Origin of the sequence: Sorangium sp. So ce281, from assembly GCF_051527395.1 — a bacterium.
GTDB lineage: Bacteria > Myxococcota_A > Polyangia > Polyangiales > Polyangiaceae > Sorangium > Sorangium cellulosum_B.
Genome location: NZ_CP150322.1, coordinates 8,071,058 through 8,093,595, shown reverse-complemented (window position 1 = coordinate 8,093,595; position 22,538 = coordinate 8,071,058). Strand labels below are relative to the sequence as shown.

Annotated in this window: 14 protein-coding genes; 3 read left to right on the top strand and 11 right to left on the bottom strand. The window is 68.7% G+C overall.

The window, feature by feature from the left end:
- Positions 1–238: 238 nt before the first annotated feature.
- The 11 genes from WMF27_RS30655 to WMF27_RS30605 all read right to left on the bottom strand — a co-directional run bounded on the left by WMF27_RS30655 (position 239) and on the right by WMF27_RS30605 (position 19,143).
- Positions 239–679 (bottom strand): DUF3892 domain-containing protein, encoded by a 441-nt coding sequence (locus WMF27_RS30655; RefSeq protein ID WP_437765326.1) that lies wholly within the window; start codon positions 677–679, stop codon positions 239–241.
- A gap of 127 nt (positions 680–806) precedes the next feature.
- Positions 807–1,796: a trypsin-like peptidase domain-containing protein gene (locus WMF27_RS30650; protein WP_437944546.1), complete on the bottom strand. Its 990-nt coding sequence runs from the start codon at positions 1,794–1,796 to the stop codon at positions 807–809.
- Between the two features lie 66 nt (positions 1,797–1,862).
- Positions 1,863–5,483 carry an effector-associated domain EAD1-containing protein gene (locus WMF27_RS30645; RefSeq protein WP_437765328.1) on the bottom strand — a complete coding sequence of 1,207 codons (3,621 nt, stop codon included), beginning with the start codon at positions 5,481–5,483 and terminating at the stop codon, positions 1,863–1,865.
- Between the two features lie 76 nt (positions 5,484–5,559).
- Complete coding sequence (locus WMF27_RS30640; RefSeq protein WP_437765329.1) at positions 5,560–8,817, bottom strand: helicase HerA-like domain-containing protein; 3,258 nt, start codon at positions 8,815–8,817, stop codon at positions 5,560–5,562.
- 78 nt (positions 8,818–8,895) lie between these two features.
- Positions 8,896–9,858, bottom strand: coding sequence for a hypothetical protein (locus WMF27_RS30635; protein ID WP_437765330.1), 963 nt, complete (start codon positions 9,856–9,858; stop codon positions 8,896–8,898).
- Positions 9,855–10,628 (bottom strand): TfuA-like protein, encoded by a 774-nt coding sequence (locus tag WMF27_RS30630; RefSeq protein ID WP_437765331.1) that lies wholly within the window; start codon positions 10,626–10,628, stop codon positions 9,855–9,857. Before WMF27_RS30630 ends, WMF27_RS30635 begins: the two co-directional genes overlap by 4 nt.
- Positions 10,625–11,899: a YcaO-like family protein gene (locus tag WMF27_RS30625; protein WP_437765332.1), complete on the bottom strand. Its 1,275-nt coding sequence runs from the start codon at positions 11,897–11,899 to the stop codon at positions 10,625–10,627. The genes WMF27_RS30630 and WMF27_RS30625 overlap by 4 nt, the downstream gene beginning before the upstream one ends.
- 19 nt (positions 11,900–11,918) lie before the next feature.
- Positions 11,919–12,569 carry a hypothetical protein gene (locus WMF27_RS30620; protein WP_437765333.1) on the bottom strand — a complete coding sequence of 217 codons (651 nt, stop codon included), beginning with the start codon at positions 12,567–12,569 and terminating at the stop codon, positions 11,919–11,921.
- A 126-nt stretch (positions 12,570–12,695) separates the two neighbouring features.
- A complete protein-coding gene (locus WMF27_RS30615; RefSeq protein ID WP_437765334.1) occupies positions 12,696–16,181 on the bottom strand; it encodes a serine/threonine-protein kinase in 3,486 nt (1,161 codons plus the stop codon).
- 296 nt (positions 16,182–16,477) lie between these two features.
- On the bottom strand, positions 16,478–18,283 hold the full coding sequence (locus WMF27_RS30610) for a sigma 54-interacting transcriptional regulator (RefSeq protein WP_437765335.1): 1,806 nt from the start codon (positions 18,281–18,283) through the stop codon (positions 16,478–16,480).
- A 644-nt stretch (positions 18,284–18,927) separates the two neighbouring features.
- Positions 18,928–19,143, bottom strand: a complete 216-nt coding sequence (locus WMF27_RS30605) for a hypothetical protein (RefSeq protein ID WP_437765336.1) — start codon at positions 19,141–19,143, stop codon at positions 18,928–18,930.
- Positions 19,144–19,873: 730 nt separating this feature from the next.
- Here WMF27_RS30605 and WMF27_RS30600 point away from each other — a divergent pair.
- The 3 genes from WMF27_RS30600 to WMF27_RS30590 all read left to right on the top strand — a co-directional run bounded on the left by WMF27_RS30600 (position 19,874) and on the right by WMF27_RS30590 (position 22,535).
- Entirely contained in the window at positions 19,874–20,833 is a 960-nt protein-coding gene (locus WMF27_RS30600) for an ATPase (RefSeq protein WP_437765337.1), read from the top strand.
- A 518-nt stretch (positions 20,834–21,351) separates the two neighbouring features.
- On the top strand, positions 21,352–21,930 hold the full coding sequence (locus WMF27_RS30595) for a DUF4255 domain-containing protein (protein ID WP_437765338.1): 579 nt from the start codon (positions 21,352–21,354) through the stop codon (positions 21,928–21,930).
- Complete coding sequence (locus WMF27_RS30590; RefSeq protein WP_437765339.1) at positions 21,930–22,535, top strand: hypothetical protein; 606 nt, start codon at positions 21,930–21,932, stop codon at positions 22,533–22,535. The genes WMF27_RS30595 and WMF27_RS30590 overlap by 1 nt, the downstream gene beginning before the upstream one ends.
- Positions 22,536–22,538: the final 3 nt, after the last annotated feature.

Here is a 22,538-nt window from a genome sequence, read left to right as displayed (position 1 = left end):
GCAGCAGTCGACGCGTGTGTCGGCGAGGGCGGTATGGTGGTTACAGTCGAGGCGAATCGTCGCGGCGCTGTGGATGTTCAGGCGGGCGCTGTTCGTCAACCGCATGGCTGACGAACAGCGCCATGCATTGAACCGACTGCCTCAAGTACCGAACAGGTTGGAATACCGAGAGACGCTATCGGATCAACCGAAGTAGCTTCTCGAAGAGGTATTCATCAACTTATTCTTCTCCTGATGCTCAGCAGTCCGGGAGGTCGGCCAGGTTGTTTCGTGTCGTGGCGTCTCGGTCCGTCCGCAGGTACCTGCCTGTGGGGCCGTTCACGACCCGGACCTCGGTCCGGCGCCCGTCCGGCCAGGAGACGACGTACGTGTGAGTTCCCGAGTCAATGTCCCGGATGGCGTCGCTCTTCGAGCGGGGCGACCAAGTCTCCCCGTGATTACACAGCCTGGTGATGTCGCCGTCGGTGTCTTTGCCCGTCCTCGTAACCTGTCGCTCTGCCATGTGGATCTCTCCTTGCTTCCGAATCAGTTTCTCGAGATTGTAAAGATCGACGTTTGTATTCTGTAGATCGATTCTGTTGGTGGCTGTTTCCAGGTTGATGTTGCGCGCTATTGGCTTTGGTTCGACTGGTTGGGTTATTGTCTTCGATTCGCGTGCGACTCTGGTCCTGTAGACCACGAGAGAAGGATGAGTCGATTTGCCGTCGTGTGCCTCCGAGAGATGTGGTGTTTGCGGGGTTTCGTTGAGTATCGTCCTCGTGGACGACGCCCTCTGGCCTGGAACGGCAGGTGATGAGCTCCGTATCTCAACGGCACATGCGGAGCACATCCACCACCCGATCGACATGGATCCCTTCGTTGCGGAAGAAGCGGTCCTTGGTTCCTGGCTCGAGGAGCCATCCGCCGCTGTGATGCAGCGCGACGAGCTCCCAGTGCTTGTTGAAGACGGGCGAGCCCGATGAGCCGGGCAGTGTGTCGGTCAGGTACTGCACGCGGCCCTCGCCCACGTAAACAACCAGGTTGTGGAAGAATGAGAGCTGCTTCTGATCGCCGCCGGGGTGCTGGATGATGTTGACCCGTTCGCCGAGTTCGACCCGGGATGGTTGGAGCGCGATCGTCCCCCAGCGTGCGGAGGGCCTGCCCGCGACCTTGACGATCGTGCAGTCGTCGTCGCTGGAGGTAACGAAGCAGGCGTCGGGATCCAAGCGCAACTCCTCCGGTTCCGCGTCGCGGCCTTCCACCGTCTTCTGGTAGTTGAACTGGACGGTTGCGGCGGCAGCGGCGTCTCGGTCACCGAGGACGTGGTGATTGGTGACCAGGAGGTCACCGGGGATGAGAAAGCCCGTTCCGAGCGAGCCGTCGGAGACCTGGATGCGTGCGACCGCCTGAGCGCGGCGAATGCCGATCTCGAGGTAGCTCACAGGGACGAGCGAGCTCTGCGTGCCGAGGATCTTCTCGAGCGGCGGACCGCCGCTGCCCCGCCACGGGAGCGAGGTAATGCTCGGCCCTTCGGCGTAGCGTACCGTGGCGCCCTCGCGCAAGCGCCTGAGGATCTCGTCCTCGGGGTACTCCTCGATGGCGCGGTCGAGCACCGCGTAGACCCACCGCGCGCCCCGCTTCTGCGCCTCGTCGAGGACGCTGTGCCAGGTGAGGTCCGCTCGGTTGTGGAAGGCGATGCGGGTCGCGTCGAGCTTGATGTCAAAGAGGAATCGGCGCACCTCGGCGTCGGATGGGTATTTCCACGAAAGAGCCTCTCGCAAGGTGCGTATCGCTTCGAGGGAAAGAGCCTGGTTCATCATCTCCTCGTTCTCCGGTGGAGCACGCCGGCGTCGTCGCCGCGTGCAGGCCGCGACGTGTGTCTCTCAGAGCTTCTGTGCAAGCTCTAGGAGATTGTCGTCGTCGCGGTATTCTCTCAGCGCGCAATGCACAATATCTGCGAGGCGATGCTGTTTTCTGGCCTCCTCGAGGATGGCGTCCCAGATGTCGATGATGCTCCCGGAGATCTTGACCAACAGCAGGCTGATCCCCGCTTCCCTGGCGATGCGCCGCGCGACCTGCTCAGTGTCGTAGAGCGCAGCAAGCGTGTCTCGAAGGCGGAATGTATCGCTGTCAGACAGCGTGGGTCGCCGCCTCGCGCCCCTCTTCGCGCGGGGGTCGACAGTGGCCAGGCCGTCGACGATCATCCAGAGGTTGCCTTCCTCGTCCCCGGCGCACAGCAACCCGGAGCACGCTGCGACGCACCGGAACCACGAGGTCCCGACCAGGGTTCCCAGAGGCCTCCCCGTCTCCAGGCTGAAGGCCCGCACCGTCTCGTCCTCGGATGCCGTGAACACGCGCGCGCCGTCGGGCGAAACGGCGCAGCCGAACACGCGCCGGGTGTGACCGGGGATCTGGCGGACATAGCGAAAGCTCGGCAGCTCGCGCACCTCGATCTGGCCGTCGGCGCGGGCGAGCACCGCGCGCCCGCCGTCCGGCGTTATCGCTGCGGCGAGGAGCCCGCCCGTGAGGCGGATCGACGAGGGGGCACGTGCGGCGTCGGTGAGGTGCCAGAGCTTCACCGCGCCGTCTCGAGCGAACGATATCAGCCGCTTCCCGTCGGGAGTCAGCGCGATGCCGTTGAGCTGCCCGTCGTGCACGCCGAGCTGCGAGGGCTGGTTGAGCGTCGCCTCGGCGCGGATCCAGAGCGTGCCGTCTCGGGAGGCGGTGATCATCCGTCCGTCGGGCAGGAACGCGCAGCCAACCACCAGCCTCTGGTGCGCTTTGGCGGTCTCCACGCGCACCTCGGCGCGCTCGAGGTCCAGGTGGAATAGCAGCACGCTGCCGTCCCGCGCGCCGGCGAGCACGCGGCGCCCATCGGGAGAGATCGCGCATGCAGTCACCAGGTCGGCGTGCCCCGTCAGCGTGGCGCGGCACCCGCCGGTCGCCGTGTCCCAGAACTTGAGCAGCCGGTCCTCCGATGCTGAGACGGCGAACCGGCTATCGAGGGTCACCGCGGTCGCGGTGACCGGCGCAGCGTGGCCGTCCTGGGCCATGAGGCTCTCCGGACCTCCGAGCTCCCACAGCCTGGCCGAGCGGTCGTGCGACGCGGAGAGCATCCGGCGGCCGTCCGACGTCGCGGCGCACGCGGACACCGCGTTCGCGTGCGCCGCGAGGCGCAGGATGCGGCGCTCGGCGGCGAGATTCCAGACGGCGATCGCGCCGTCTGCCATCCCGCAGAGCAGGTGGCCACCCCACGGGAGGATCGCGAGCGCGTCCACGCGGCCCTGTCCCGCACCGACGCGCTGGAGGCATTGGCCGAGGGCGAGCTCCCAGCGCGAGAGCATGCCGTCTCCGCTCGCGGCGAGCACCTGCTCGCCGCCCGGCATGAGGGCGAGCGCCGTGATCCAACCCTCCTCCGAGGCTCCCGGCGAGGGCGAGCGCACCTCACCCCTCGGCGAGAGCTCGTACAGGCACTCTCGGGACGCGAGGTCCCAGACGCGGACCGAGGCGTCCCGCGAGCCGGAGATGAGCTGACCCCCGGGGGTCGTGATGCACACCGTCACGTAATCGCGGTGACCCTCCAGCGTGCCGACGATCTGGAGCGAGCTTCTATCCCAGAGCGTGAGGGTCCCGTTGTCCGAGCCGATCACGAGCGTCTGGCCGTCGTGGCTTATCGCGCAGGCGGTGGCCCAGCGACCGCCGTTGTCGAGCACCCCGATGCAGCCGCCTGTCGCGAGGTCCCAGAGCCGCGCCGTCATGTCGACGGACGTCGACAGCGCGAGCTTGCCGTCAGGCGTGAGCGCGCAGCCCGTGAGCTCGTCGTTATGTCCTTGCATCGTCGCGAGCACCTCGCCGGAGACGAGCGCCCAGTAACGCAGCACGCGATCGGCCGAGGCCGACAGAGCGCAGCGCCCGTCGGGGCTCACGACGCACGCGACGATCGCCTTCGTCGGCTCGCAGAATGTGCGCAGCGGCGTTGGTCCGAGGCGCACCCCGTGCAAAAGGCGCAGCGGGGGCAGGTTCCCCTCGAAGTGGAGCATGCGCGCGATCTCCTCGGAGGGCCATCCGGCGCAACGCAGGCGGTTGTAGAGCAGCGAGGGGAGCAGCCCCTGATCGCGGTAGGCGGACAGCCGGGTCGCCTCCGCGCGCACGGCCGCGAGCACGGCTGTGAGATCGAAGGTCGCGCTGCCTTCCGAGGCGCCGATGACCGCCTCCAGATCCCGCTCGATGGAGGTGACGTCGAGCTCGCGGCACTTCGCGTCCAGATAGCCGACGTCGACGCACAGGCGCTGCGCGCCGTCCATGTCGCCCGCCTCGATTCGGTGCATCACTGCATGCCGGAGGGCATAGCGCCGTCCGGCCGGGTCCCCCTCGTCGGGCGGCCACGCCGCGAGCCCTCTGAGCAGGTGCAGGTGATGACTACGGATCACCCGCTCTCCGAGCTCGTTGACGAAGATCTCGCGCACGTGCTCGTGACGCAGCCGATAGCCGAACTGGCTGTCATCGTGCCAGTGCGCCGGCTCCTTGCGCAGCAGGTGGAACGTGGCGCGCAGGAACTCGTCACCAGCAGCGGTCGCCGGATCGCTGCCGAGCAGCTCACCGAAGACGTGCGGTGGGAGCGCCTCGCGCGCGGCGCAGGCGAGGCCGAGGCCCTTGAGGATCAGCCTGCGTCGCGCGTCGTCCAGATCGCGGAGCTCGTCGAAGATCTGGCGGAGAAAGGGGATGAGCCCCTGTGAGATGCGCGCCGCCGTGCGTTGCGCAGGCGGCTGACCGGCGAGCCAGTCGCATATCCCGCTGGCATACAGCATGTTTCCTCGCGCGCTGCGCACGATCACATCGATGAGCGAGGCGTCGAACGGCGCGGGGAGCGAGCGCGAACGCTGCTCGCAGATGGCTCGGCATGCCGCCTCGTTGGAGGGCGCCCACTCCTCGTCGTCGAGGTCGAGCGTGCGTGCGTGCTCGACGACGCCGGGCCAGTCGTGCCTTCGGTACATCGGCCGCGAGGCGCCGAGGAGCACGACGCCCTTCGGCAGCACGCGCGGCAAGAAGCGCGGCAAGACGCTCTTGCCGTTTCGGTCCTTCGCCGCCTCGTCGAGCCCGTCGATGACAACGACGAGCTTGTCTGCGCGAGGCACGAGATGGCGCTTCGACACGCGCCGCAAGAGCTCCCCGAACCGGGTCTCCACGGGTTGCTCGACATCCGCCGGCTCCGGGATGATCCGCTCGATCTGCGCGCAGAGATTGTGCACCACCGCGTCAGGGCGATCCCAGTCGTCGTGGTCACGCCGGATGAAATGGTGCGGCGTGTGCGGGGGAAATAGGTCGAGGAGGCGATTGATGATGGCGCTCTTGCCGGCGCCGGCGCTCCCCAGGAAGAGCACCCACCCGCCACGCGGCGCGCTGTCCTCAATCAGCCAGAGGAGCCTCTCGACCACGTTGTTGCGCCCGAGCAGCTCGCCATGCCTGGATCGTTCTTCTTCGAAATCGTTGATCGCGCCGCTCACTTTGTCACTCCTCGCGCCGATGAACACCGATGAATCCAACGATGGAAATGTGCACCTCGCGCTCGCCCTTGCCGGCTCAGCGGGCAGCGTCGCGCGGGCGGCGCCTGGCGAGCTTCAGGATCTCGCTCTCTGGCACCTGCTCGGCGCGGAGCAGCGGGACATCCCGCTTGAAGGCCGTCACCCGTCCATCCTGGAGCAGATGAAACTCACCTGCTTCCTGGCCGGGGATGCGGGCGCTGACGTCCATCCGGGCGTCGCTCAGGAGCGGCTTCATCTTGTCGAGCGCCGTCTGCTGTGTCACCCGACCAACGAACCAGCTCCGGAGGTTGTCACGACACCTGTAGTCGAGGTCTCCCGGGCTCTGGGTCGCGAGCAGGACGCCGAGGCCGCCGGAGCGCGCGCGGCGCAGGAGGTTCTCCATGGGCGCCTTGGTCGCCGGCTGCGACTGCGCCGGCAGGTACATGTCGGCCTCGTCGAGCAACACCACCGCGCGCAGGTGGGGCGACGGCGCGCGGCTCACCCAGCGGCTCAGCGCGAGCAGGAGCTGCGCGACCCAGAAGAGGACACGCGCGCTGTCGCCCAGGAATTTCGTGCTGACGATGCTGAGCCGCGTCTTTCCAGGCTGCGAGTGGCGCCCGAGACCGAGGAGCAGCTCGACGTCGAGCGCCTCGCCGTCCATCGAGAGCAGGTCCGAGGTGTTCAGCTTGAGCACCTCGAGGTCGTGCACGAGGTCCTTGAACAGCCGTGTATCGAGCCGCCCGAGGGTGGCGACGAGGGCCGGATCCTCGTTCGCGATGAGCTCGATCAACGACGCGACGTCGAGCTTTCGCGAGGCGCCGTGCGCCGCGAAGAGCTGGAATGCCTGCACGAGGATGGTACGGAGCCCCTTGTCCTTGCGCGTCTGCTTGTAGCCCAGCATATCGCCGAGGGCGTGTGCCGCATAGCCGGCAGCCTGATCGCGCTCGAGGTCCGGGAGCCCCTCGATGCCGCTCGGCATCAGCGAGAGCCCGAGCTGGCGGCCACCGGGGTGGCCCGGCGTGAAGAGGGCGACGTCGAGTCGCTCCGCGAGCGCCCGCTGCCGGGCGTCGAGCGCCGCCTCCGGGTGTGCGCGGGTGAAGAGCGTCTGGCGCGCATAGCCGCAGAGATCCCCCTTGCGGTCGATGAGGATGGCGGGAACGCCGTGGAGCAGGAGCTGCTCGATCAGGTTCAGCGCCAGCGTGGTCTTGCCGCTCCCCGTGCTGCCGAGGAAGGCGGCGTGCGCCGTGAGCTGCTCGGCGTCGAGCATGAGCTTGTGGGAGACGAGCTCCCCGGTCGTGCCGAGCGCGAGAGAGAGGGCCTCTCGCTGCGCCGCTCCGTTCGCGCTGCCTGGCGTCGCACCGTCGGGCTCGGCGGCCCGGGGCGGTGCGCCCGGGCTCGCAGGTGACGTATCGAAGGGCGACGGCGCCGCTCCGCGCGACCGAGGCGCCGGGGCGGACGGTGGGAGCTCCTGCTCGAAGCGGTCGAGGCGGTCGAGATCCAGCACGTGGATGAGCGGCAAGAGACGCGAGATGTGGTTCTCTTCCCTGAGCCAATCGCTGAAATGCTCGCGTCGCGCGTGAGTCTCGTGGAACCTGTGGAATGCGGCCAGCGTGCGCTGATCGCTCTCCTCGAAGACCGCCTTGCGGCCGCCGTTCTTGAGGATCTCGGCGAGCACCGAGTGCACCTGCGTGTTTGGATTGCGCGGGAACTCGCCGCAGCGGAGCAGCGCGAGGGTCCGGCGCCCGGCGCGCTTGCGCGCATCCTCGAACTGCGCTCGAAGCCCGCCGCCCTGGGGGGCCCGGTTGCAGACCACGACGAGGATCTCCTCGACGACGCGAGTCGCTCCGCCCGGGATCGGGACCCGGACGTCGATCTCGATCGCCTCGTCGTGCGGCCGGGCATCGAAGTGAATGCCACTCTCGATCTCCTCGGCACAATGGTTCACCGCCCACGCGAAGAGCGCGGCGATCTCGGTCTCGTCCTCGGATGGATCGTCTTCGAACTGCGCCAGGAAGTCGTTCCACTCCTGTTCGATCTTCTCCTTGGCCGCGCGGACGTCTTGATCGGCGGGGGCCCGGGGCCGTACGCTGGGAGGAGCACTCGTGCCCCATTGCGCCACGATCCGGCCGGCGTCGATGCACGCATCCCGGAGGATCTGGCACTCATTGAGCGCCGCGCGGACGCTCATCCCCGAGAGCTGCTCCACGAACCCTCGGGGGATGGGGTAGAGGGAGTTGGCTGCGCCGTCCGCCGGCGCATGCCCTGCCGTCTCGTACAGGTAGGCGAGGCGCTTCTGGATGATCGGTATGATCTCCTCTTTGCGCCTCTCCGCGACCAGGTGGACCGGCGCAGGGTCGCGCTCGACGCGATCGAGCGTCGACCGGGTGAGCCGAGCGCGCATCGTCTCGTAGTAGTCCTTGAGGCAGGCGATCACGATGATGGACGAGGGAACCTGATCGGCGACAGCGCAGAGCGAGGACATCACCCGCCGGAACAGGGACTCGGCATCGTTGACACGGTACGCATCCTCGAACTGATCGACGCAGAGGACCAGCGCGCGGGAGTCGCACGCCCACATCAATCGGCCGAGCTCCTCGACGACGCGCTGGGCGTCCTCGTCCTCCCGCTTCGGCGACAGACCTCCGAGGAGCTTCTGCTCTCGCTCCGAGAGCACGTCACAGCGCAGGTACTTCACGACCCGCTTCTTCCGCGCCGGATCTTGCCGCTGCAGATAGAGCAGGGCGCGGATGAGATCCAGGTCGAGATCGGCGTAGCGGGGGTGTCTGATGAGCCTGTCGGCGGCGCGCTCCACGAGATCAACGACCTCGTCCTCGTCCAGGTCCTCGCGCTCGTTCAAGGAGCGGATGGTCTCCGGATCACCACACCTCGCCGCGACCGCGTTGGAGAGCCGGAGCAGCCCCGAGCCGGTCCCCAGCGCCTCATAGTAGGTCTGGTCGAGCGAGTCGACGAGGTTGCTCACCAGGTAACGGCTGTAGCTCGTGACCGAAGTGGTCATCTGCATATATCCGACGAAGCCGAGCCCGTTGAGGTGAACGTGGTTTCGGAAAGCGCGCACGAGGTGCGTCTTTCCGCTGCCGGACTCGCCGAGGAGCAGCAGGATCCGGCCCGCATCGAGGCCCGGCGGGGTCGTCACCTGGGTGAGCAGCCGCTGGAAGGCCGTGCGGGCCTCCTCATGCACGGAATCGACGTCGAACGGATCCTCGCGCCAGATCTGCCCGCGGTGCTCCACGGAGTGGAACACGTCTTTCTTCGCTGTCGACAGGAACACGTCGAGCAGGGCGTCCTGCTTCGTCATGGTGCACCCCTTCTCCCTCTTGCTCGTCGACGCCGGCGGCGCGCGCCCTGCGCGCGCGCCACGCCGGCGCTCCCGACGTCAGATGCGCACGAAATGGAACGTCGTGCTGAGATACCGTGTCTCCGAGGCGTCGACGTCGGCCGGATCCATGGCCTCGACCAGGTCGGCGCGGTTGAGCGCCAGGAGCCCACGGCGATGCGCGGAGACCAGCCGGGTCTTGAACGTGTCGGCGTCGCCGATCGCGACGCCGTCCTCGGCGAGGCGCCGGAGCACGTGCGAGATGAAGACCTTGTTGTCCCCGAACCGTCCGCTGTTTGACGCCCGCGCCGCCTCGAGCACGCGCGCGGCGAAGGCGGACTCGTCCGCGGGCAGCGGGGCTGCCTTGGGAGCGACCAGGCCGAGTGCTCCCGTGCCGAGGGTCGACGCCTTTCTCACGAGCAGGTCGATCGCCTGCTTCAGTGTCCCCTGAGGAGGCGCGTCAGCTTGACGGCTCAGCAGCACCCGCATGACCGCCTCCACCGTGAAGGGATCTGCCGTCGTGACGCCGATGGCGCTCCAGGCGACCGCCCCAAGCACACGCGAGAGCGATGGGGCCTGGCCCAGGTTGAGGTGGAAGGCGCTGGCGAGGAGCGTCGCGATACGCGTGGCCTCTGCGGGTGGCACGTCGACGGCGATCTCCCTCCAGCCCTTCGCCGTTGAGGTCTCCTCGTCGATTACCCGGGCCGCCGCCAGATCCTTGATGTTCCTCCAGCTCAGTTTTTTCTGGTGCGCCAGGTGGAGAGCCGCGCGAATGACTCGTTGGCCGTCGCTAGTGATTTGATAAGAAGATCTCCTCGCGCGCCTAGCGAAACCGGATTGCACGAGGTCGATGAGTTCGTTCTCGATGAGTCGAGTCGTGTCGTTTTGGCCTGGCCTACCTTTGAAAAGAAACATTAGCCTCTCCGCGATCTGGCGCGGGGTGAAGCCATCGAGGTTGCAGAGGAGCCGGCCGAGGACGTAGGTGCCCAGGCCGGAGAGGGCGATCTGTTCGCTCGAGCTCATCGGCCTACCTCCATCGCCCTCGCGGTAGGCCTCGCGGCGCGGCGGTCCACGCGCTCGCGGATCAGCTCCCACGCGTCGGTCGGTTCGAAGTGATAGCGCACCTGCTTTGGCTCGACGGCGCCCGTGAAGCGATCGCGCAGGACCTCCAGCAGCGCCAGTGCGTCGGAGCGCTTCTGGTCCACCCGGCCATCCCGCAGGAACTCGCGCAGCGCCGCGGTCTGCTCGCGCGGCACGCCCTCCTCCTCGGCGCGCCGCAGGAGGATCGGGTAGCAGCGGTCCGGGTAAAACAGCCGCTGGGCCAGTGCCTCCAGCCGCTCGCGCGTCGCACCCGAGATCGCGCCGGCTCGCTCGGCGGCGCGCAGGGTGGCGCGGATGTTCACCAGCGCCTCGCTCAGCGGGCGATAGCCGTCCTCGGCGGGCGCGTGGGCCACGGCGACCTCGTCGTCGGCGTCGAGATCGCCGCACGCGTACCCCTCGTAAATGGCGCCCACTCCTTCCATGCCGAAGAGCGAGAGCTCGGCCGCGCGGAGCGCCCCCATGCTCGACGCGCCGAGGACGTGGACCCCCTGCGCCATCGCCCAGAGGATCTCCTTGTGGGACACGGACGGGACGCGCTCGAAATAGCCGTCGATGAGGCCGATGGCGACGGGTTTCTCCAGCGCTGCACGGTAGATGTCGCCCTGGGCCGCGGGCGGCAGGAAGATGGCGTCGATCTGCTGCTGGCCCTCCGAAGCCGGGAGGGTGGGACCTGTGAAGATGCAAAGATTCATGGTCTGCGCTCCGAAAGGCGCCGCTGCGCGCGCGCGCCGGGGATGTAACCGGGGACATCGTCGAGCGGCTCGAGGCCCGGGATGATCACGCGCACCACCGGGATCTCGAGCTCAGGACGGGTGAGGTCGACAGCGACGATCTGGTTGAGCCCCGCCGTGCGCAAGCGCTCGATCTCCCAGGCGACGTCGTCGTCGAAGGTTTCGCCCTCATAATCGGGCGCGTCGTCGAAGCTGCGCTGTGGCGGCTCACCCGCGTGCTCTTCCAGGAAGCGGCTCGCCGCGCGGAGATCGTCGTCGGGCCCGTTGCCGCGGGCCCGGACGTCGTCGCGCACGCCGGTAACGACGGTGAGCCGGCTCTGCGCCGCCTCGGTGATCGCTCGCAGGAGCGCCACATCGCGGGAGGGGTGGCAACCGAAGCCGATCATCGGCGCGATGGGCCGGTGCAGGTTGGGCGCGCGATCGACAAGCGTGCAGCAGAAGGCCGGGACGCCGATATCGGATGTGATCTCCCAGAGAAACGGAATGACATCGGCGCGCTCCACCTGCTCCAGGAGCGCGCGGCACCCCGGCTCGTCCACCGTGGACAGGTCGATCCGCGTCCGGCGCTGGTGTTCCGGGCCCGAGAGCCTCCAGAGCGTGGCGGCGTCCCTTTCGATGAGCTCGCAGATCGCGTGACTCACGGCCTCGATCGGGTGGTTGCCGGACGCGAGCCCGTTCGAGCTCATCACGAAGGCTCCGCTCGCGGCGAGCAACGGCAGCGCGTAGTCCGTGTGGACGACCTCGAACGGGACCCACGTGGGCGCGCCCGTCACGAGATCCAGGCCAGCCACCCAGAAGAGGCGGAGATGGTCATGGAAGTCGACGATGGACAGGCGCGGCAGGTTGTGAACGTCAAGGAGGCGATGGCGGTGGCGGAGCTCGCTGACGGTGCCGAGCTTGAGCGGGAGCTGGATGTGCTCCGCGTGCCATTGTTCGATCGACTCCATCACGCCCGAGGCGCGCGCGGCGGCGAGCGTCGAGCCCTTGCCTTGCGAGACCGCGATCGATCGCGCGTTGGGGCGGACGACCATGACCACCGGCACTCCGAGCGTGTCGAGGCCGGTGACGTCGGCGATCCGGGTGATGCCCATCGCGGACAGGAGAGGCCGGACCCTCTCCACCGTCTCATCGGGAGAGACGAGGCGGTGCGTGCCCGCGAGATAACGCTTGGGCGCTGCCGGCGGAGGACCCGACCGCGGCTCAGCACTGGCGCGGTTTGCGGAGGTGGTCATGGAAGCCCCGGCTCTCCGCTCAGCGCTTGAAGCGCGACAGGTTGAGGACGTAGCAGTTGATCCCGACGGGAACGGCCGTCGGCTGCGCGACGTCCGGGGGAAGCCGCTCGTCCGTAGGGTCGGGGCTCATGGAGAGGAAGTTCTTGCGGTGCAGTCCCTCGAGCAAGAGCAAGACCTCTTTGGTCGTCTCGACGAACCCGGGTCTCAAGGAGGGATTCAGGACGAAGCGTCCCCACGATTGGCAGCGGACGACGTAGTAGTCACCCTCGCGGGTCTCGAAGGTTTCGCCGCTCTCTGCGCGAATCGTGCCATTCTTGGCGCAGATGACCAGATCATAGGCGGCGAGCCTTCGCGCGCTGCTCAGCTTCGCGCACTCCTCCTGGACGACGAGATCGTCGCAGGCCGTTTCGGGGAGGTTCTTGATGTTCTTTTCGCATATGACATAGACCCCGACGTCGCCCTGGAGAAACTGCACGAATGCTCCAGGCTTGCCGGTCTCGTTCAGTGAGGCGACCTTGTCGCGGATCTCGGGCGGGATGTCGCGCTCGGCCCAGCGGTTCTCTGCGTTTGCCCACGCGCTGGACTCCAGCTGGTAAACCGGGTTGGGCTCGCGATCGATGGTGAAGACAAGGCCTCTTCGATCATTGATGCACTGGATGTCATTGGACATGGCTCGGCTCCGTTCTCGTTTTGTCATCACAACTTCACACGTGGCGCGCGCGGACCGGGCGCGGACGGGGGCCGCGCGGCGGGCCTCGGCGCGCCGTCAAGAAGACCTGTTGAGTCGAGGCTCAGCTCACGCGTAGCCGCCGTGGCGGGCGCCGCGGAGCGCCAGCGCGAGCGGCCGGCAAGCGCGGGCCTCGTGGCCTGCCGCGAAGGCGCGCGCAGCCGCCTCGAGCAGCTTGGTGAGCCGACCCGGCAAGCGCTGCTGCCGCGGGTCGAGCACCGCACGTACCTGCTCGATGGCGCCCTCCAGGCGACCACGCGCGAGCTCCACCCGGCAGAGCGGCAGCCTGGCCAGCCACTGGAAGGGGTAGACGAGGGGGAGGGGCTCCCAGCAGGCGAGCGCCTCCCGGCCTGCCTCCTCCGCCCGCGCGAGGTCGCCGCGCTGGAGCGCGGACCACGCGAGGGTGCCGAGGGCGGCCCCAGCGTACTCGCGCACGTTCTCAGCTCGTGCCAGCTTCAAGGTTCGTTTGGCCAGGCTCTCGGTACCCTCGACGAGGTTCCGCCGGCGTTGGATGACCGTGAGATAGGTCAGGCAGCGTGTCATGACCTCGAGGTCGCCGCTCCGCTCCGCGATCGAGAGCGCGTCGCGCATCTCGGCTTCGGCCTGATCGGGGTCGCCGTGCAGCATGCGGACGATCGCGAGGCTGCAACGGGCGGCCAGAGCCCAGTGGCCTTCGGGCGGCGCGTCCGCGGCCCGGTACGCCGCGACGCACTCGTCGGCGTAGCCCAGCGTCTTGGCGGACGCGACGAACCGATCGCGCTGGATGCCCCGCTGCGTCAGCGCGTGGAGGTAGTGGGCACGGTGCAGCGGTGTACCTCTCTGCTCCAGCACGGGGCGGACGGTCTCGATGAGGTCATCCAGCCGGGCAAGATCGGCGAGCCAGTAATGCACGGAGATGCGATCCAGATGGATCTGGATCCACTCGTTCCACCACGCCTGGGCCTCACCCGAGGCTCGCTCGGCCTGCTCACCGACGAGGGCGGTCTCCGCCTGCCCGTAACACTCGAGCGCCCTGGCGTGCTGGTGGTGCATCTCCCAGGTCTTGCCGATCTTGCGGTGGAACCGGGCATGGTCGACGCGGGAAGTCGCCGCGCCGAGCGCCGCGCCGTAGGTATCGCGGGCCTCGGCCTGACGCCCGACGAGCCCGAGCACGTCGCCCAGCCCCTCGTGGAGCTTGGCGAGCGCTGCAGGCGCGGCGCCAGCGGTTGAGCGGGCGCTGATGGCCAGGCGATAGAAGCGGACGGCGTCGCGGTTCGCATAGACGTCGGCGGCGCGCTGCGCGGCTCGCGCGAAGTGCGCGCCGGCCTTGCCGTGGAGGCCTGCTCCCGCGAAGTGGTGCGCCAGCACTGGCGCCTCGGCGCCGCGCGCCTCGAGCGCCTCGCCGGCGCGCTGGTGCAGGGCGGCCCGCGCTTCCGGATCGAGCTGGCTGTAGGCCTTCTCGCGCAGCTTGTCGTGCACGAAGCACAGCCGAGCTGTCTCCGTCTCCTCGAGGATTCGCCGCGCCCGGAGCTCAGCAACTGCCTCGGTGGTCGCGTCTTGTCCGAGTGGGCCCGCGAAGAGGAGCTCGTCGTCGAGCTCCTGCCCCAGCACCGCCGCCCACGCTGCGAGCACCCGCGCCTCCGCGTCGAGCAGGTCGAGCCGCCGTCCGAGCAGCTCGTCCAGCGTGTCCGGGATCTGGAGGGACGCGAGCGCCGCGGCGCCGCGCCCCTTGAAAGAGAAGCCGCCGCCCTGCTCCCGCTGAAGTTCCCCTGCGTCAAGCGCCGCGCGCAGGTACTCGGCGACGAAGAACGGGTTGCCGTTCGCGTTGCGGATGAGCACGTCGAGCACGGTCCTGGGCGGCATGCTTGGCGAGAGCATGCCCACGACCATGTCCTCGATGTCGCGAGCGGCCAGCTTGTCGAGCTGGATCGAGGTGGCCCCCGGGATCTGCCCGATGTCCTCGAGCTCTGGGCGCGTCTCCTCCATCCGGTAGGTGCCGATGATCAGCACGCCACCGCGCTCGTCGGGCTCGGCTCGGGCAAACGCATCGAGCAGGGCCAGGGTGAGATCATCGGCCCACTGCAGGTCGTCCAGGAGAAGGCAGAGCGGCCTCGCCTCGGCAAGCGCCCGAAGGGTCTCCCGCAGCGCGGAGACGACGCGCTTCCGCGCCTGTGAAGGCGGCAGGGGCGCCGGCTCCGATGGGCTCCCGAGCGCTCGCAGCTCTGGCACGTAGGCCGCGAGCACCTCGCGGCGCCCGCCGAAGAGCCGGTCTGCGTCGGTCTCGGATGCGCGCGCTTGATCGATCGCAGCCAAAAGCGTCGTACGCAGCGGTTGCAGCGGGGCGGCCATCGCCGCCGTCGCACCTGCCTCGCCGGCCCCAGGTGCAATGCACACGCCCGAGAACACCCGGAGCGGCAGCCCCTGCGCCGTGGCGCGGCTCACCTCCCGCACGAGCCGCGTCTTGCCCGAGCCGCTCTCCCCGCGCACGAGCGCGATCGCGCCTCGCCGCTCGGAGGCGGCGCGCTGGGCCATCACCTGCAGCTTGCAAACGGCATCGGTGCGGCCTGCGAGCACGGGCCGGTACAGGTAAACGCGTGGCGGCGGGCCCTCGTCGCGCTCGGCGGCCGCGCCCAGCGCGACGAGCTTGGTGGCGACGTCGGTGGCGTACTGGACCCGACGCTGTGGATTCTTCGCCAGGAGCGTGAGGATGAGGTCGTCGAGTGCTGCTGGGAGGCCGGTGACGAGAGCCGAGGGGCGCCGAGGCGAGGCAGAGCGGTGCTGCTTGCAAAGGGACGAGGCGTCGCCAACGAAGGGAGGTCGCCCCGTCACGCACTCATAGAGAATGCAGCCGAGCGCGTAGAGATCGGTGCGCGCGTCGACCGGTTCCCCCTGGAGCTGCTCCGGGGCCGTGTAGGCCAAACTGCCGGCGAGCGGGTCCACGTCGAGCTCCTCGCGGCCGGCGCCGCCGAAGTGAACGGCGATCCCCAGGTCGACGAGGACAGGGCGTTCGTCGTCCTGGAGGACGATGTTGGCGGGCTTGAGATCGCGGTGCACCAGGCCCTCGCCATGCAGGTAGGCGAGCGGCGCGCAAAGGCGACGGATCAGCGTGAGCATCGGGCCGAGCGAGCGCGCGTCCGCGCTCGCTGCGGACCCGTCGGTGCGCAGGCGGACGCTGGCCGCGACGGACCCCGAGCCTTGCACGGGAACGGTGATTGCCGCCTCCATGAGGGCGTCCTTCGGAAAGGTAGCCGCGATGCGATCTCGGAGCGTGCCGCCCCGGAGGAGCGGCATCGCGACCCAGGGCACTCCGCCCGTGACATCCTCGTCGAGGAAGCGAACGATGCCAGGGTGGTTTAAGCGGCGGAGCACCCGCGTCTCACGGCGTATCGCGGCGAGATGGTCGGCGTCGTTCACGCCGCGAACCGTCTTGATGGCTACTTCCTCGCCTGTCAGGTCGTGTACGGCGCGGAAGACGACGCCCATGCCGCCTTGGCCGAGGCGTTCGATGATCCGGTACGGGCCGAGCTGGCGAGGCTCGTCCGGTGCGTCGCTGGCTGCTCCCTGCTCGTCGATCATCGGAGGGCACAAGGCTACCGCAGCTTCGACGCCGGCCTGGCCTCCTATCCTCCGGGGAGACCGAGCGGCACACGCGGGCCCCTGGAGGCGCTCCCCCTCAGGTCTCCTTTGCGGCATCGTCGTGCTGCCTTCGCTCTTCGCGCTCACGTTGCGGACACTCAGCACGTTGCGTGCCGCGCCGGGCGCGTCGCGGATCCCCGCGAAAATCGGCATCGTCGCTCATCGCCTGCGCGGCGCGCGCGACAAGGTTGGCCACCCCCCAGGCCAAGGTTGGCCCGTTGGTGGTCAACCTTGGCCTATCGCTCCGGGTGCCTGATGCCGAGCTCCTTGATCCTGCGTGAGAGCGTACGGAGTGAAAATCCGAGCCGCTTGGCGGCCTTGGGCATGGTTTTTTCCTCCCGGAGAGCCGCCTCGATTTTTTGCCGCTGGATCTGCGCGAGCTGTGACCTGAGATCGAGGTCCGTCGGCGGCTCCGCTGCTCCCGGCCGAGACGGGGCTGCCGTCGTATCCTCGGCGGCTGCTGCCGGCAGCTCCGCTAGATGCAGATGCGACGAGAGATCCTCGGATTGGATCAGATCCCCCTCGGCCATCGCGACCGCCCGGCGGATCTCGCGGCGGAGCTCACGCACGTTTCCCGGCCATCGGTAAGCGCGAAGTAGGGACATCGCCTGCGGAGCAATATCGCGCACGCTGGTCCGTTCCTCGTGGATGAAGCGATGTACGAGCCGTTCGATTTCGTCGAGGCGTTCGCGGAGAGGAGGGATGCGCAGCGAGATGTCCAGCCGGTAGTAGAGGTCCTCGCGGAAGCCCCCGTCCTTGAGCATGGCGTCAATATTGCGGTTGGTTGCTGCGATGATCCGCACGTCGATCGGTATCTCCTTGGTCGAGCCCACGGGAGAGACCGTGCGCGCCTCGAGCGCCCGGAGAAGCCGCTTCTGCGCTTCGGGCTCGAGCTCGCCGATTTCGTCGAGGAACAACGTGCCCTCGTGAGCAGCCTGGAAGTAGCCCTTCTTATGTTCAATGGCGCCGGTAAAGGCCCCTTTCTCATGGCCGAAGAACGTGCTCTCGATGAGGTTGCCGGGAACAGCGCCGCAGTTCACGGGTATGAATGGCTTGTCTCGTCGTTTGCTATGGTCATGAATAAAGCGAGCCAATACCTCCTTGCCTGTGCCGCTCTCTCCCAGAAGCAGTACAGAGAGGTTCGTCGATGCCACCTTCTTCGCTTCGCTGACGACCCGTTGCTGGGCCAGACCGAAGATAGGGCGATCGTCGCGCGCTGCGCTGCAAGTGGACGAGGCGGCGATCACGGGGCGCTCTGGGGTCGCGAGGTCCGCCGCGTTGCACGCTTCATCAATGAGCTTCTGGGGCGAGCTTCCGTTTTCCCGGTACACGGCCACGCCGACGCGGCGAACGCCGCTCTGATTGCCGCCGCCGGACGCGACCGCGTGCGCTATCTTAACGGCATCCAGCGCATCCGCATCGGGGATCAGTATCAGCGCAGTATCCCTCCACATGCTCACGCGATCGACAGGCCGGAGATTCGCCGGTAGCTGCATGGCCCACTCCCCAGCCTTCGCATGCGCGGCCTCCGATTCACCGGGGTGGACTGCGAGGACTGAAAAGCTTCGGCGCAGGCACTGCGCACGCGTGCGCTCTTCGTCGAGCTCCCGATGAAAGGTCGCCTCGTCCAGCACAACCGGCGTAGCGATGGGGCCGATCGCGACAACGTGAGCGCTGACGTCTCCCAGAATGGCGTCGGCGCCTGGTGCGAGCATGGTGGGCGTGGTGATCCGCTCGCCGTTCACCCAGGTGCCATTGGTGGAGCCGAGGTCCTCGACGAGGACGTGGCCGCCGACGAGCGTGAACCCGGCGTGAAGGTGGGAAATTCGCTTGTCGGGGATGCACAGATCTGCGGGCGCGCGCCGGCCGACGACCATCCCCGGCTGGCCGGGGTCGAGCCGCATCGCTTCGACACCGCCGCGATGAAAGAACAAGACGGAGACGCCACGCGGCCGCGGTCGTGCGGGCGGCCCATCGCCGCCGCCCGGGAGCTTCTCGGTGCTCGTGTCGTTCCTTCCGTCGTCGTGCCGCTGGTCGTCCATGGCTCTTCCCCTCGCGAAGATTAGAGGCGCAACCCACCCGGCGTCGATGCTCAAGATGCCCGACGGGCTCCCCGCCGCGCTCGCCTCAGGCGGTGATGCTCTGTCCGCCCTATCCTCCGCTGCAATAGGATTCCGCGCTGCTTCGACATGGAATCCGCGAACGGCACCCCCGCTCGGACCTGGCGGGGTGGGTGGACATGCCGCTGTGGGAGGCAGCAGGCTCGTCCGGCGGGCGAACTGCACGGATCTTCCGTGCGCGCTTGATCGACGTCAACTGCTTTGGTTCCGCCTGACCATCGCTGCTGGCGACGCCGAAACGGCCCGCATGGTCCACGAGGCAATCGGGCGGCTGCTCGGCGCGCCGGCTCCCCTGGGCGAGGCCGCGGCCGATCTGGTCGACCTTGCCCGCGAACTTGCTCGGAGGGCACGATGATGTCCGGCGCTCCGCTTCCGCATCTCCTCGCTCTGCCCTCCTCAGTTCGACGGCCGCTCGAGCGCGAGCGGCGTGTTCTCTGGGCCGAGCGCGACCAGCACGCCGTGCGGAACGCGGCACTCCGGGGGGTCGGTCTTGACGTCAGCGCGACACGCGGCGACATGCAGCGCGCGTTCCGGCGCCAGTCGACGACTGAACGCGCGCACCCGGATCAGGGACGCGATCGCGTGTGGCTCGAGCGGCGGACCGCTGCGCGCTCCCAGCGCTCCTGCGCTGCGATGGCGTCGTCGGCAGCTCGGACGCCGTCGACGAAGAGCGCCGCGTCCGCTGGATGGTTCAGGTCGAGGCCGAGCCGGAGCAGCGCCGCTCGGTCGCGTGGTGGCACCATGCGGAGGATCTCGGCGGCAGAGCGGCGCACGGAGGGCATGAAGGGAAAGTAGCAGCCCGGGGTAGCGGCTGGGCGCCCGCGAACGAGACGGCGCTGTTTCTCCCCGTTCGACCGCCTGGACGCTCGAAAGCGCCGGCGCGCTCGGCGGCGGTCGCGGCTGCCCGATCCCGCCCTGCTCCTGGCCCGCTCCAGGGGCTACCGTGCGATCGCGTTCACGCTGCGCAGCCCCGGCAGTCTCTGCTGCGCGGCCTCCGCAACGGAGCCCTCCTGCGCGGCCGCGGAGCCCTCCCGCGTAGCCCCGGCGATCCTGCTGCGCAGTCCCAGCGATCCTGCTGCGCGGTCCCGGCGCCCTCCGGTGCGGCCTCGGCGTCCTCCTGCACGGCCCCCGCGAATTTCCTGTGCACCCATTTCTGTATCCTATCGTACGATCGCGTGGCTCCTGCGCGGCCCCGGCAACTCTCCTGCGCATCCACTTTGGTGTCCTATCGTACGATCGCGTGGCTCCTGCGCAGCCCGAGCGCTTCGCGGCGCGCCCGGTTGATGGCCTGCGTTCCCATGGCTTGACGCCGGCGGATGGCCGGCCGTCGCCGCTGCTGCGCAGCCTCGGCGTCCGCTTGCGCGGCGCCTCTGTCTCCTTGCGACCTTGCGACGAAAGCGTCGGTATCGTGCTCTCCTGTGACCCGAATCCTCGGCGCCGCCGATTCCCTCATTGAGCGACCGCCCCTCTGCTCGGAGGGCGCTGACCTCGAATAGGAGACATCTCATCGCCATGGCACCGAAGGCACCCACCGCCGCTTCATCCAGGACCAAGAACGCCAAGAACACGCGCGCTTCGAGCGACGCCGGAGGCGCGCACCGCTCGTCGGGCGGTGCGCCCGAGTTCACGCTGAGCGCCGAGCGCGAGGCCGAGCTGCTCCGAGAGGCCGAGTCGCTTGGCGATAACACCTCACTCTTTCCAGGCAAGCTCGCTCGACGCGTCATCTGGTCGAGCCGCATTCAGCTCGCCGCCGAGCGCGACGCGGCGGATCTCGTGCGCACTCCGTTCGCCGAGGACGAGCTCCCGCTCACGCGAGAGGAGATCCGCGGGCTTCGTGAAAAGATCGAGCTCCTGCGCGTCGTGCAATCGCGCTGGCAAGCGGCGCAGCAGCGCCAGGAGCGGGCTTCCACGGCCTTCGCGAAGCCGGCCGCCGAGGCCGTCCAGATCAAGCAATCGCTCCTCCGCTTCTTCGATCTCCGCTTCAAGAAGAGCCCCGAAGGGCAGAAGCGGCTCATGGCGATCAGGGCGGGCAGCGGCGACGCGGATCTGGTCCAGGACGCCTCCGATCTCCTCTTGCTCTGCTCCGAGCACGCGGAGGCGGTTCAAGAGGCGCCTCGCGGCGAGGCCGCCGCGGCAGACCGCCTCCGCGAGCTCTCGCCGGTGCTCGCGCGCATGCTCGCCGACAAGACGCTCTCTCTGGAGGCGGTGCGCTCGCGCAAGCTCCGCGACGCCGCGTACACCCTCGTCGTGAACGCCGAGCGGAGGCTGCGCGCCGCCGCGGAGTACTGGTACGCGGGCACCGACAGGATGAAGGACTATGCGCCGTTCCCCGTCTCCCGCGGCGCCTACGGCGGAGGAGAAGAGGAGGGGGAGGAGGGCGGCGAGTCGGCGGAGGCCGAGCCGGAAGACGGCGAGTCGGAGGCGGGCGAGTCGGGAGACGACGAGCCGGGCGATGACGGGCAATCGCCCTGAGCTCGCGCATCACGAATCATATCCCATGCCGGCGGAGCGCCTGGCCATCGCGCGCCAGGTACAGGTAAAAGAGCGCCACGACCTCGCCGGTGTCGGGGTCCTCGAGGGGGGTCGCGAAGAACCCGCCATCCCATAGGCTACATCGACACGACCCACGAGGGCGTCCAGGATCTCGGCGCCGTGGGGCGGCGGCGCGCTGGGAACGGATGCGTGTTCGGGGCGTCGCGCTCGCCGGCGCCGAGGTGCGCGGCGCGCGGCACGGAGTCGAGGGCGGCAGCCCCACGCGCGGCGCCCGGATCGCCCCGGTCTACTCCTTGGAGGGCGTCGCGCCGCGGCGCTCTGTATCCGACGGGACTGCAATCCGCCCTGCGCGACACGCGCGACACACGGGAGCGCGGCCGTCGTCGCAACGCAACAGCGGTTGCGCGGAGCAACGCCGGCGCCTCGGAGACGCGCGAAACCCGGTTTCCGGTCAGCCCGAGCGCTGGCCCGGCGCTTGAAAGGCTGGGGCGCGGACCATGGCGGACGCGCGTGCGATCTTCGAGACGAGCCGGGCGCTCCAGCGGCTGCTGCAGGAAGAGCTCTCCGTTCTCCCCATCTCGGCGGCCCAGATCCGCGTCGAGTCGCTCGATCTGCTCCCGGATCCGGTCCCACCGCCCCGGATCACGATCTTCCTCTTCAACCTCCACGAGAACCCCTACCTCATGAACCAGCCGCCCGCGAGACGCGCGAGGGCCACAGGGCAGGAGGACATCGTGCAGCCGCCCCTGGCGATCGATCTTGATTACATGATCTGCGCCTGGGCCGCGACCGCGGATGAGGAGCAGCAGCTGCTCGGAGACGTCCTGCGCGTGCTGAACGACGCCTCGGAGCTCACGGCTCAGCAGCTCGGCCCCGCTTGGGAGCGGGGCGAGGCGGTGGAGATCGCGCTCGTGAATCCCCCCATCGAGGATCAGGCCAGGATCTGGTCGGCCTTCGGGTTCAAGCGCTTCAAGCTGGCCCTCTATTACCGGGCCCGCAGCGTGCCTATCGCGTCGCGCCGGTCGACCCGCGAACCGCTCACGCGCGAGCGGCGCATCCGCGCGGAGGTCAAGTGATGCCTTACCTCGGCTTCCGAATCCGCGATTACTCGACCGGGGCACCGCTCGGAGACGAGCCGGCCCTCGCGGTGCTCGTGCCCAGGCAGGACAGCGGGCTCCCGCCCGCCGATGCGGCGCCGCCGCCCCCGTCGGTGACGGCGACCGAGCCGAGGTTCTTCGCGACCACCCGCAACAGGAGCGGCGACGTCGTCGTACTCGACGTGCCTCCCGGCATCCATCGGGTCGAGATCCGCGCCGCCGGCTACGTGCCTCGCCGCGCCCGAGCGCGATCGCCCGGATCGTGGCCGATCTGCGTGCACCTGCAGCGGAGCGTCGAGTACCGCTTCGCCGTGGACGACACCCTCATCCTCGGCACGGTCGTGCGCAGTTCGGGAGTGCAGGGCGCGGGACTTCATGTCAGGCTCGTCGACCCGGATTCCGCGGTGCCGAGCCACCGAGTGCCGGTCGACGCGCACGGACGATACGTCATCTACGTCCCCGAGAAGCGGTCTCGGAGCGCGATCAGGCTGGCTGTCGCGCACGCATCCGGCGTCGCGCACGTCGAGGTGAAGGACGTCGTTCCGCGCAGGACTCACGTGGCGCCGCTCATCGTGGTGCCCTGAAGG